Annotated in this window: 14 protein-coding genes; 1 reads left to right on the forward strand and 13 read right to left on the reverse strand. The window is 50.0% G+C overall.

Going from position 1 to position 12,563, the window contains the following annotated elements:
• Positions 1–2 precede the first annotated feature (2 nt).
• From AB1I67_RS21170 to AB1I67_RS21185, 4 genes are all read right to left on the reverse strand, one after another.
• A complete protein-coding gene (locus AB1I67_RS21170; protein WP_367032251.1) occupies positions 3–905 on the reverse strand; it encodes an EamA family transporter in 903 nt (300 codons plus the stop codon).
• Positions 902–2,338, reverse strand: a complete 1,437-nt coding sequence (locus AB1I67_RS21175; protein WP_367032252.1) for a glycoside hydrolase family 1 protein — start codon at positions 2,336–2,338, stop codon at positions 902–904. Before AB1I67_RS21175 ends, AB1I67_RS21170 begins: the two co-directional genes overlap by 4 nt.
• A gap of 22 nt (positions 2,339–2,360) precedes the next feature.
• Complete coding sequence (locus tag AB1I67_RS21180; protein WP_367032254.1) at positions 2,361–3,740, reverse strand: PTS transporter subunit EIIC; 1,380 nt, start codon at positions 3,738–3,740, stop codon at positions 2,361–2,363.
• A gap of 137 nt (positions 3,741–3,877) precedes the next feature.
• Positions 3,878–4,714: a PRD domain-containing protein gene (locus tag AB1I67_RS21185; protein WP_367032255.1), complete on the reverse strand. Its 837-nt coding sequence runs from the start codon at positions 4,712–4,714 to the stop codon at positions 3,878–3,880.
• Between the two features lie 338 nt (positions 4,715–5,052).
• On the opposite strand from AB1I67_RS21185, the gene AB1I67_RS21190 reads away from it, so the two are divergent.
• On the forward strand, positions 5,053–5,727 hold the full coding sequence (locus AB1I67_RS21190) for a YjjG family noncanonical pyrimidine nucleotidase (RefSeq protein WP_367032257.1): 675 nt from the start codon (positions 5,053–5,055) through the stop codon (positions 5,725–5,727).
• Between the two features lie 51 nt (positions 5,728–5,778).
• Here the strand turns inward: AB1I67_RS21190 and AB1I67_RS21195 are convergent, their stop codons facing one another.
• The 9 genes from AB1I67_RS21195 to hisF all read right to left on the reverse strand — a co-directional run bounded on the left by AB1I67_RS21195 (position 5,779) and on the right by hisF (position 12,554).
• Positions 5,779–6,345 (reverse strand): YdeI/OmpD-associated family protein, encoded by a 567-nt coding sequence (locus tag AB1I67_RS21195; protein WP_367032258.1) that lies wholly within the window; start codon positions 6,343–6,345, stop codon positions 5,779–5,781.
• Between the two features lie 21 nt (positions 6,346–6,366).
• Complete coding sequence (locus AB1I67_RS21200; RefSeq protein WP_367032259.1) at positions 6,367–6,765, reverse strand: SRPBCC family protein; 399 nt, start codon at positions 6,763–6,765, stop codon at positions 6,367–6,369.
• Between the two features lie 64 nt (positions 6,766–6,829).
• Positions 6,830–7,123 carry a hypothetical protein gene (locus AB1I67_RS21205; RefSeq protein ID WP_367032260.1) on the reverse strand — a complete coding sequence of 98 codons (294 nt, stop codon included), beginning with the start codon at positions 7,121–7,123 and terminating at the stop codon, positions 6,830–6,832.
• On the reverse strand, positions 7,113–7,871 hold the full coding sequence (locus AB1I67_RS21210; RefSeq protein WP_367032262.1) for a hypothetical protein: 759 nt from the start codon (positions 7,869–7,871) through the stop codon (positions 7,113–7,115). The genes AB1I67_RS21205 and AB1I67_RS21210 overlap by 11 nt, the downstream gene beginning before the upstream one ends.
• Positions 7,872–7,976: 105 nt before the next feature.
• Positions 7,977–8,318 (reverse strand): hypothetical protein, encoded by a 342-nt coding sequence (locus AB1I67_RS21215; protein ID WP_367032265.1) that lies wholly within the window; start codon positions 8,316–8,318, stop codon positions 7,977–7,979.
• Between the two features lie 549 nt (positions 8,319–8,867).
• Positions 8,868–10,145, reverse strand: coding sequence for a DUF1576 domain-containing protein (locus AB1I67_RS21220; RefSeq protein WP_367032266.1), 1,278 nt, complete (start codon positions 10,143–10,145; stop codon positions 8,868–8,870).
• Between the two features lie 16 nt (positions 10,146–10,161).
• The gene (locus AB1I67_RS21225; protein ID WP_367032267.1) at positions 10,162–10,995 is read right to left on the reverse strand and encodes an undecaprenyl-diphosphate phosphatase; all 834 of its coding nucleotides are present in this window, start codon (positions 10,993–10,995) and stop codon (positions 10,162–10,164) included.
• A 15-nt stretch (positions 10,996–11,010) separates the two neighbouring features.
• Positions 11,011–11,685, reverse strand: coding sequence for a uracil-DNA glycosylase (locus tag AB1I67_RS21230; protein ID WP_367032269.1), 675 nt, complete (start codon positions 11,683–11,685; stop codon positions 11,011–11,013).
• 107 nt (positions 11,686–11,792) lie between these two features.
• A complete protein-coding gene (hisF, locus tag AB1I67_RS21235; protein ID WP_367032271.1) occupies positions 11,793–12,554 on the reverse strand; it encodes an imidazole glycerol phosphate synthase subunit HisF in 762 nt (253 codons plus the stop codon).
• Between the last annotated feature and the right edge of the window lie 9 nt (positions 12,555–12,563).

Genomic DNA, 12,563 nt, shown 5'->3' on the forward strand with positions numbered 1-12,563 from the left:
GTTCATACCTCCTGATCTTTACTCTGCCTGTCCGGCTGTGCGGGCAGGTTGGACAGCACCAGCGCTGACAATACCATAGCGATCCCGATGACTCCCGCCGTGCTCATGGATTCATGGTAGAGAAACACCCCGGCCAGGGTCGCCACCACCGGCTCCACGGACGCGATGATCGCAGCTCTGCTGGGTCTTAGATACCGCAGGGCGAAGGTGTAGGAAACATAAGCCAAAAAGCTGGTGACCACCCCGGATGCAGCCATCCAGAACATGGCTTCCCGTGAACCCAGGCACAGCCTCACCGCCTCGCCCATATCACAGGTGAGGGCCGCCGCAGTCCCGGCGATGAGGAACGTATAAAAGACATTGGTAAACGGATGGTACTTTTTCAGGATCACACCGCTGAAAATACTGTACAGCGCATAACCAATGCCTGCCACAAGCCCGACGGCGATCCCGGCAGCGCTGACATCGATCCCCGCGGTGATCCCGGATGCCAGCGCACTGCCTGCAACACAAAATACAAGACAGATCCCTTTTCGGACTGTGAATTTCTCACCAAAAAACAGGACGGACAGGATCATGACAAAGGCCGGAGACGTATAGAGAAGGGCCACCGCCGCCGAAAGGGATATCATTGTGACTGCCATGTTATACGCCGTGTTGAATACAAAAATACTTAAGATCCCATTTGCCAGAAAATACGGAAAATCCTTCCGGCACACCTTCAGACGGTCTTTGCCCGTGGCCAGGATCAGCACCAGCATCATGGCTGCATTGATCAGGCATTTTCCAGCCGTCATCTGCATCGCATTGAATCCGAGGGAAGTCAGATGCCGCACGAATACGCCGATACATCCCCAAATGGCAGCTGACAAAAGGACCAGCAAAACAGAAAACTTTTTCATCATAATTCCCCGCCGTTTGTCCTTATGACTTTCTGATACCAGTAAAAGGAATCCTTTCTTCTCCGCTCCTTCGTCCCATTGCCCAGATCATCCTGATCGATATGGATGTAACCATACCGCTTTGACATTTCATTGCTGGAGCTGGATATCATGTCGATCGGCGCCCAGCTCAAATACCCAAAGATATCCACGCCGTCCTTTATGGCCTCCTTCATCTGCTCAATATGCTTTCGCAAAAACGCGATCCGGTAATCATCATGGATCCGTCCGTCCTCCTCCACTTGATCCATGGCGCCGAACCCGTTTTCCGCAATGAGGATGGGTTTTTCATACCGGTCCCAGTATTCGGACAGGGAGTAATACAGGCCCAGCGGATCCGCTCTCCACTCCCAGGGGGTCGGCTCAAGGTAGGGGTTTTGCAGGCCGTCAAAGGGCTTCATGGTATTCTTTTCGGCATCCAGTATTTTTGTGTAATAATAAGAGACCGCAAGATAATCCATAGTATACTCCTGAAGGAGCTTTTCATCTCCCGGAAGCATCTTCAGATCGATCCCATTTTCTTCAAAATAGCGGAGCGCATATCCCGGGTACTTCCCTCTGAACTGGACATCCGTAAAATAATACTGCATCCTGTTCTTTTTTAACGTAAATACAACATCCTCCGGTTTGCAGGATGCGGGGTAATAGATCTCGCTGGAGATCATGGTACCGATCTGGAACCCGGCATCGATTTCCTGCGCCGCTTTTTTCACCAGAGCGCAGCCGATAAATTGATTGTGCACCGCCTGGTAAACCAGCTCCTCCATCTTGTCCGGGGTGGTCTGGTCGTCATAGATTCCAAGAGAGCCGAATTTTACAACCGGTACGTAGTTGATCTGGTTGCACACGATCCAGTATTTGACCCTGCCCTTAAATCTGTTTAAGAGAATCCTTGCATAGTTTTCATAAAAATCCACCACCCTGCGGTTGGCGAATCCCCCGTACTTCAGGACCAGGCCTAAAGGAATGTCATAGTGATACATGGTGATGACCGGTTCCATTCCATTTTTGATGATCTCGTCGATCAGGTTGTCATAAAACCGCAGACCGGCTTCATTTGGCTCCGCTTCGTCTCCGTTTGGGAAGATCCTCGACCAGGATATGCTGGTCCGAAACGCCTTGAACCCCAGTTCTTTTAACAGCTTCAAATCTTCCTTATAGGTGTGGTAAAAATCGATCGCTGTACGTTTTGGGTAATACCCCTCTTTGTCCTGAATCGCCCATTTGATCTTCTCCATCGTCCCGCCGCGCTCTTTTACCTTTTTCCGGTTCATATCCGGATCATACGCATGGATGTCGGACGTGGAAAGTCCACGTCCATCCGCATCATATGCACCCTCGATCTGGCAGGCTGCCACGGCGCCTCCCCATAAAAAATCGTTGCTGATCTGATTCATCTGACATCGCTCCTAACATAGATTATAAATGTGCTTCGTTCTGGTCAAATCCAATAATAAATGCCATCAGGGCCGCCACCACGATCGATGTGGCGATTCCCGCCAGCATCGCCGGTATGGTTTCCATAAAGATCGGCATCGCCCAGATATTGGACCAGCCCATGGAATACGCCGTAGCGCCCAGCCAGGCGGATACCACGCCTCCCGCCGCGCCTCCGATCATAACCGCGATCATCGGTTTCTTCAGTTTTAAGTTCACACCGTAGATCGCCGGTTCCGACACACCGGCCACCAGGCACTGGAAGGCCACCGAGAAGGCCAGCGCCTTAAACTCCGGGTCCTTTGCCTTTAGTCCAACGCCGATCGCTGCTCCCGCTTCTGCCATGTTGTGGCACATATATGCCGGACGGAGCACCTTGTCAAAGCCTAACTCAGAAATATTTAACGCCATAAACGGAGTGATCGCATATACCATACCGGTCATGACCAGCCATGGCAGGAAGAACGCCAGCACGCCGGTCCCAAGCCACGGCACTGTATCGCCCAGCCATAAAAATCCGCTTGCTACAACAGAACCTGCATATGCGCCGATGGGGCCAAGGATCACAAACGCCAGGATTCCGGTGATTCCCACAGTCAGCATTCCGACTAACAGGTTCTTAAGCAGTCCCGGCACTACTCTGTCAAACCATTTTTCCAGATGGGCGGCTACCAGCGCGATCAACAGCGCCGGTAGCAGGGTACTCGAATACGTCACCAGCTTGACCGGGAACATAAACAGCGTGACAGCCTCGCCTGCGCCCACCATAGTCCCCCATGCCGGGGTCAGCAGCGTGGCTGCAACGATCATCGCATACACGGGCGTAGCGTTCAGCTTTTTCGCTCCGCCGTAGGCTATGATGATCGGCATAAAGTAAAACGGCGCGTCAGCGATCCAGCTTAAGATGGCATAGGTGCTTGTTGCGTCGAAACCACCGATGGTTTTGGAGAGCAGCATGACCACAACCTTTAACATACCGCCGGCGATCATGGCAGGGATCAGCGGTGTCACACAGGCTACCACATATTCCAGAACGCTTCCGGCCGCCCCGGCGATCCCTTTTTTGCGTTCCGGCTTCACTCCGTCTTCCCCAACCACTCCGACTGCCTCAAAGTTGTTCTGCTTTACAACCTCCTCATAGGTTTTGACCAGATGCTCCCCCATGATGATCTGAAGCTGTCCTCCGGCGTACACCACCCCGATCACCCCGGGAATCGCCTTGATCTTATCCTGATCGATGATGGATTTGTCTTTCACGGAAAAACGCAGCCGCGTCATACAGTGGGATACGGTCACCACATTCTCCTTCTTCACTTCTTCTACGATCCGCCCTGCGATTTCTTCGTAGTTCAACTTTGCCATGTTTTTCTTCCTCCTTATGGTTTATGAAACAAAAAGACCCCCGGTCAAAATAAGCCTGCGGTTCATTATCCCCGCGTTCTTATTTTACCGAAGGTCATGCCTGCTCCTACTAAAACAGTTACAATCCTTCTTTACAGTTACAATCCTTCTTTGCTGCAAATACGGTTAATATGCAGCATCAGATACAGTTTTTCTTCCTCAGACAACGAACAGCCCCACGCTTTTCCAATGTGTGCCGCGATCTTATCCACACAGGCTGCAATATCCGGGTATCCGTTTATCATCGTGTCATAGATCTGCAGGTTATCACTGGCAACGCTCTCGTGCCTGTGGATCCTCTGAAAGAGATATTCCATATGAGTCACGAACCTGGAATAATTAAATCCCTCCCGGTCGATAATGACCCGGAACCGGGATTCTATGATATGGGTGATATCATCCAGCATCCGCGCATCCTCTTCTAAACGGTCATTTTTCTTCCCATCACTCTCGCCTACCCGTGAATTGATCAGGTTCATGGTGATCCCCACGATCTCCTCTTTAGGGAGCTGTACCCCGAATTCTTTGCACGCCCGTTCCCAGATATACTTCCCTGACCGCCATTCATCCGGGTAGAGATGCTGGAGGTCAAAGGGCGGCAGCATCCGGATATACATATGCCTGCGCATACGTTCCAGTGCAAATGCCATATGATCTGCCAGAGTAAACACCGCATTGGGACTCAGTTCACAGGGGATCTGCGACGCAACAATATCCATCATATCCGCGCAAAAATCCATCACCTCCTTTGGCAGGTCCTGCAGGGAATCTATATAGCGGCTGTTGACCTGATAGAATGTGCGCTCTATTTCCGAAAGCGGCACTTCCCGCGGCAACGGCGCAAATCCCAGTCCGCGTCCCATTGCGATGACTTCCTGCCCATTCCCGTCACGGCACAATAACACATTGTTATTGATCTTTTTTATCCCCTTCATCTTCTCCCCCGCCCCAGACTGTACTCGTTTGATAACAAAAAACTCTCCAGTCGCCATTAAGAACACATAAACATTCTTACCTGGTCATGCCTGAAGAGTAACACCCATTATATATGACTATTTATAAAATAATCTGCTTCCAAATCATGCTCCGTTAAGATAACAATTTTGTACAAGATTATTTCATGAGGATAATATATCATACCTTATTTGAGCAGTCAATATATGAATTGCATATATTAGACTTATGGTTTTTATACACATTGCATATATTTGGGGGATTGTTATTCTTAATCTTGCATGCTATAATTTCAAAAAAGATTTGGAGGTAAGGCAGAATGGCCTTGGTGAAAGCTTTATTTTTCGATATTGATGACACGATATTTGACTATGGCAAATGCAGTAGGACTGCCCTTGAAAACATATGCCGACGTATGGGCGTACCCTTCTCCGAAGCACTGCTCGCATCCTACCGCCAATTGGATGACGTACTGTGGACAAAACAAAAGCAGGGAACGCTTACGATCCCACAGGTGATCAAAAAGCGCAGCATTGGCATGGCAGAAAAGATGGGCATACCGGATGCGGCAGAGCTGTTTATGGAACTGCTTACGGAAGAACTCGGTAATCTGACCGAACCGGTTGACGGCGCGAACGAGCTGTTGGAATATACCCATCACGCAGGATACGCCCTTTTCTGCGCCTCAAACGGAATACGGTCCATGCAGATAAAACGGCTGAAAAAGTCCGGATTCCTTGATTATTTCCAAAGGGTCTTCGTGTCAGATGAAATCGGCTATGAAAAACCCGACCCGCGTTTTTTTGAGTACTGCTTACACGAAAGCGGGTATTCTGCAAACGAAGTTCTTATGATCGGTGACAGCATGACGGCTGATATCCGCGGCGCATTAAACTGCGGGTGGAACGCCTGTTATCTGAACCGGCAGGATCTTACTCCCCCGACAGCATGTATGCAGGTCCATAGCCTTATGGAACTGAAGGGTATCTTATAAAACCACGTTCCAATTGACGGCAATGCCGCCTTTTTCATGGCAGAGCCATGCTTACATGGGCTTAAGATTCCGGTTCAGCCGGTCTACCATCCATGCAAAGCGTTTTTCACGTCCCGCATCCGTCTTGGCGTCGAGATACGCTTTTGTGTAGGTTTTCTTCACGGACTGGGACATGGACATAAAATTCGTATAGGCAGGGTCATACTCTTTCAGCAGAACCGCCAGAGAATCAATCTGCTCCCCGGTCACCGCAGGAGCCTTTGGCGCGTCCCACTGACCATTCTTCTTAGCCTCGTCGATCTTTGCCCTGCCATATTCGGTCATAATCCCCTGCTGCTCCAGCTTTTCCACAATCCCCTTGTTTTTCTCAGACCACTTGCTGTTTTCCCTGCGCATAGAAAAATACTTTTTATAGGTTTTCTCATCAATGCTCTGCATCTGACCGTCAATCCATCCAAAGCACAAAGCTTCCTCCAGCGCTTCTCCCGCCTTCATTGTTTTAGGCCCGCCCGTCTTGCCAAACAGCAGCCAGATACCGTCTGTGGACTGGCAGTTTTCACACAGCCATTTCCGAAAATCCTCCCTTGCCGAAAATTGCATTACCTTTGCCTGGTCCATGTCTGTCCTCCATCCTTTTATTTACTGATCTGACAGGGCTTTTCGCAGATCAGAAACATATCTCTTCTGCTGTTTTTTCAAAAATCCACGGACAAGCGGCCTCATCCAACCCTTCTTTGCCGTTACGTCCTCCGTAAATTCAATCTCCGTCCACCCGTCTTTTTCTTTAAAAACACCTGTCCAGTGCCCTTTCATATTGCTGTTCTCCATATCAAATTCCCATTGCCGGAAGGGTTCTAAGACTGTAGTCGTAAAAGTAGTCGCGTAACCTTCTTTTGTGTATTCCACAAACTGCCGCTCATTTAAAACTTCTGTCCTGCTTACATCACTACGCCATGTACTATGCGCAACATCTGTAATAACTTTCCAGACTGTATGGATATCACACGGAAACGTGACTTTTATATTGGAAACCGCCATATCTGCTCCCCTTTTGATTGCTTTCGATTTTTTATACTATACTCCGTCAGGAATTGTCAGTCCTTCATTTCATCAGACGATCTTTGTCTGAACTATAAAAAGTTACCCGTTTCCCTTTAGACTGTGCATAACTGATTTCGCGCCGCGTGCTCTCTCCCACATAACCGCCAACGTCTATCACGTATATACCGTCGGCCATGTCGATTTTCTGCAGATGCATCTGATCCAGCATTTGTTTGACGTGATCATCCCACGCATCCGTAACGTCACTGTGGTCAAAAAATCCTACCGATATCACGATATTTCCCGCAAGAGTCAGTCTTTTCTGGATTTCCGAAAATTTTTCCTTAAAAATCAAACAGCACAACCACGCCATGGGCAAGTGAAAACTCGGCTGCCTGCCACAGAATTGAAAACGCAAATTTTGCCAACGATTCCGTTTCATAGACCTTATGTACGGCAGTTTTTTTATATCCTGTCTCCCGCCCATATACTGCATCAACCGGATATCCTTCCGTCTGGCTCCAGGAAATGATCGTATCCCGGTCCGCATTCCACTCAAACTCATTATACCGTTTAAGCTCTGCCAGGAGCAGGGAACTTGTCGCCAGGGGGCTTTCCTCCGAATTAGGCAAAACATAATCGAATATAATATTCTTCCTAATGGGAAGCCACCAGCCGTTTCCATCAAACAGCGTCAGCTTAAAATCCCTGGTTTCAAGAAACTCTTTAACAACCGGATGTTCATAAACATCAAAATTCTTGTCCACCGTAGCAGGTACTTCTTTATCGCTATATTTTGCCGCAATATAAACCAATAATGCATTGAGAGCATCCCAGTCAGGCTTGTCCGTATAATACGGTGTAACATCATAATCTTCATTCCATAATAGCTCCGGATCCAAGTCAAGACCTTTGATAATACTGTCCTGCCATTGTGTCACTACACCCTTTATCTCATCCACAGAAAGTTCATCATCCGCATCCTCCTGAGGTCTAATCGTCTGGAAATTCAGACCATTCGCCTCAGCAAACTGCTGGGCAACTGTTTTCCAGTTATGTGAATAATACCTCGTCAATGTTCCGGCGTATAGATCAAGCCCCATATCCCCATCCTCCTGCTGAATAAAAATCCTTTCATAGTTCACACTGCTGCCGCCAACCCATTTAAAAAATAATACCAACTATCAAAAACAAAACCTCATATTTGATCACGATATTCCCTCCACCCTAAACGGATAAATATCATCCTCACGATTTGATTTTCTCATCCGCAGGCTTGTACGCAAATAAACTTGATTATCTACCATGCTTACAGCGATCCAACAAGGATAATACCCCTCCCAAAAAGTAAACAGGCCCACTGCTTCTTCAAATGACAACACTCTTTTTCGAGGTAATATTTGCAGTTTCATTATTTCATCATAAGTTTGGGCAGTCCATTTTCCCTTTTCAAAAACAGGTTCTACCACAATCCTTATAGCTTCATAATCCCCAACGCCAATTTTCTCTAAAGCCCGTATGAAATGTTGTGTGAAATCACGATTGTTCAATTAAACTTCCTTTCCTGCTACCCATAAAAATCAACATTTCAACAAATCATTATACACTTCCAAAACCTCCGCATAACCAGTAATGCGGGAACCCTCCTGAAATCGAATCACCATCCCTTTTTTTAACGAATGAAGATAAATTTCCAGTAGAACAAAAGTGATCGTTCCCTCTACCGTCTCACCCTCCCGCACGCAACTCCCTCCGCGCCGCATCCCGCAGCGGCTGCCAGAGCACAGTCCGGGAAGGGGCGCCGGGGGCTGGGCTGCGGAGGTGGAATCGCATCTTGCGGAGGTGTTGGAAACACTTAGGTCCTGGCGGTGGAGAAAGCGGGGACGCAGTCTGACGCACAACGTCAGGCTGCGAAGGGACGGGAGAGGCGAATTCATCAAGAATTCGGTTCGACTGTCCCTGGTGCCCCGATTTCTCCGCCGCCAGGACCTTAGAGTTTCCCACCGACGACAAACAGCGATCCCCCCCCCGCAGACCAGCCCCCGGCGCCCCTTCCCGGACGTCCCCCCTAAAACACCCCCGCGGCCATGCCAGCCATTTTACAAGGACAATCCTCCGCGTGCCCGCGCTCTCCTGTCTCTGATCGACTGGATCACCGGCACCAGAAAGATCGCCACAATACCCCCTGCAAACCCATTATTATACAGGTTCATCCCCCCGTACACGATCCCCACATTGAGGGCCACCGAGGAATGCAAAAATCCTGCAATCACCCCCGCGATCACTCCAAACTCACCTGCGATCGGTGCCAGGGTCGTAGACAGAAGAAGCGCCAGTGTCACCGCCGGATCCGTGATCGACCAATTCTTAAACAGGCTGGCGAACAGGACTCCAAACATGACCGGCAGGATATTCCTCAAATGCTTGCCCGTGGCGCTGAACCCCACCACCGTAAAGATGCTCCCGATCGTCGGTCCATTTAAATGCGCGCCGGTCAGCACCACGATCCACATGACCGCCAGGCCGTTCACGCCCATATTGATCAGAGTCGGAGCGCCGCCTTCGGCTTTATAATAGTCCGTACCGCCAAGGCCGTAAGACTTAATGATATTTTTATATCCCTTCCATGCTGTCCGGTCTGTAAGCAGGCTGTACAGGATCATCCCGCCAAACAGTACCGACAGAAGAATGATGAACATGGTATTGCTCTCCGTAGACCATATAAGCCTGGACTCCACCGTATGTCCAAACGAACGGAATACTGACACGACCACCGTCGCAATGATCCCGCCTGCAAATCCCACATTATAAAGAGAATATCCTTTGTGGGCAAAATGCACATGGGTAGCTAAGGGCGGCAGTACGAACCCGATCGTAATCCCGGTAAATGCACACAGGGCCATCCGCGCCAACAGCGGCATCTCCCCGATCAGCATTACCTGGGTAATGATCGGCGACAGGCTTGTCCCGTAAAACCCAATATAGATATACCTGGATACAGAAGTCTTATGATATCTGGCATAGAGGAAAACACCCAGCAGGATCAGCCAGATGTTTAACACATTTTTTCCAAACAATGAGAAACCAAACATCAGGAAGCTGGAGGTAATGGTATGCCCATCCAGATCCATCCCCAGCCCATACACGATCCCAATGCTCAGCAGCGTCAGAATACCAGCATTGATAAAGGAGGCCCCTACGCCTCCGATCACAAAATAATCCGTGATCAGAAAGTCCGGCTCCCGTACAATGGCAACCAGCCCTCTCCATATCTCATCCACCGGCTGCAAAAAAAATCCCACAACAATAAAGTAGATCGGAACCAGAGCCAGAAGCAGAAACCGCCCGTTTCTGGTCAGAGGTCTATTTATCTTCATATAACACAGCCTTTCCCTAGCCCATCAGCGCCGTCACCGTAAAATATGCCAGCACGATCACACCCAGCACGATCCGGTAATAGCCGAACAGCTTAAAGTCATTTTTCTTGATATAACCCATCAGGAATTTGATCGAGTACACCGATACCACAAACGCGATCAGCATTCCGGTGATCAGATAAAAAATCTCAATCCCCTTAAAATGAAACCCGAATTTCACCAGCTTTAAAAGGCTTGCGCCAAACATCACCGGTATCCCTAAAAAAAACGAAAATTCCGCAGCTGCCCCGCGGGAACATCCCAAGATCATCGCTCCCAGTATGGTTGAACCGGAACGGGATGTTCCCGGCACAAGGGAAAGCACCTGGAACAGGCCGATATAGAGCGCCGTCTGATAAGAGATCTGTGACGTCCGCTGGATCGGAAATTCCGTATACTGGTTCCTGTTTTCCAGCAGGATAAACAGGATACCGTAAACGATCAGTGTAGTCGCCACCACGTATCCATTGTACAGATGGGCGTCCATCCAGTCATCCAGCAAAAGCCCGAATACAGCCGCCGGCACACAGGCCACCACGATCTTCACCCACAGCAGGACCGTCCCTCTCTTCTGCCCGGCAGTCTTGCCGGGATCAAACGGATTCAGCTTCCGAAAATACAAAACGACCACAGCCAGGATCGCCCCAAGCTGGATCACCACCCGGAACATGGACATGAATTCTGCCGTAACATTTAAATGGATGATCTCATCCACCAGGATCATATGCCCGGTACTGCTGATGGGGAGCCATTCCGTAAAACCTTCAACGATCCCCAGCACTATAACCTTTAAAAACTCTATAAAATCCATAGTCTCATTACGCTCCTATCTATTCTCTATCTGCCAGTCAATGGGCGTCAGACCGTTTGCCTCTAAAAAAGCATTGGTCTGGCTAAACGGCCTGCTTCCGAAAAAACCCCGGTACGCGGACAGCGGACTGGGATGAGGCGCCTCCAGGATCAGGTGCTTCGGATTGTTCAGCATGGTCTTTTTAAGCTGCGCCGGACGCCCCCAGAGGATAAAGACCATGGGGCGGTCCTGTTCATTGAGTATCCTGATCGCGGCATCCGTAAACTCCTCCCATCCGATCCCACGATGAGAATTGGCCGCATGGGCGCGGACAGTCAGCACCGTATTGAGGAGCATGACCCCCTGCCTTGCCCATTTTTCCAGATATCCATTATTGGGTATATAACACCCCAGATCGTCATGAAGCTCCTGATAAATGTTCACCAGAGACGGTGGGATCTCCACATCCGGCTTCACGGAAAAACACAGCCCATGGGCCTGCCCCACGTTATGGTAAGGGTCCTGCCCCAAAATGACCACCTTAACCTGGGAAAGAGGTGTAAATTCAAACGCGTTGAAAATATCATTGGCGTCAGGAAACACCTGGCGCGTGCTGTATTCCTGCTTAATGGTCTCATAAAGCTTCTTGTAATATGGTTTCTTAAACTCGGCGCTAAGAGGCGCCAGCCAGTCATTTGCAATGGCTCCCATCTGTCATTTGTCCTCCGTATTCTCACACTGCCGTGCAAAACGGCCCTGCGTCTTTTTCCTGCAGCTTTTGCGGGCTTCCTTTGAGATCCTGCCTGCATCCTGCACACTTACAGCCGCACAGCGATCCCACGCCCCTTAAGATAACGCTTCAGGTCCCGGATCTCCAGCTCTTTATAATGGAACAGAGAAGCCGCCAGCGCCGCATCCGCCTTTCCCACTGTCAGGGCGTCATAGAAATGTTCCATGGTCCCCGCGCCGCCGGAAGCGATCACCGGAACCGATACGCTGTCCGCAATGAGAGCCGTCAGCTCATTGTCATATCCGGCCTTCGTCCCGTCACAGTCCATGCTGGTCAGCAATATCTCCCCCGCCCCCAGCGCATCCGCCTTCATGGCCCACTCCACCGCGTCCAGTCCAGTGTCGATCCGGCCGCCATTCTTAAACACATTCCAGCCGGAACCATCCTGCCGCCTTCTGGCGTCAATGGCTATCACCACGCACTGCCTGCCGAACTTCTCCGCCGCGTTTGAGATCAGCTCCGGCGTATTGATGGCTGAGGAGTTGATGGATATCTTGTCGGCGCCTTCCCGCAACAGCCTGCGGAAATCCTCCACCGTGCGGATGCCCCCGCCCACCGTAAACGGGATAAACACCTTCTCCGCCACCCGTCGTACCATATCCACCACAGTCTCCCTCGCATCGGAGGAGGCTGTAATATCCAGAAACACCAGCTCATCCGCCCCTGCCTTGTCGTAGGCTTCGGCAATCTCCACCGGATCCCCCGCATCCCGCAGGTTCACAAAATTGACGCCCTTTACCACCCGCCCGTTGTGGACATCCAGGCAGGGAATGATCCTTTTCGTAAACATATGCTGCTC

Source organism: Clostridium sp. AN503 (assembly GCF_040719375.1).
In the GTDB taxonomy this organism is placed as follows: domain Bacteria; phylum Bacillota; class Clostridia; order Lachnospirales; family Lachnospiraceae; genus Brotaphodocola.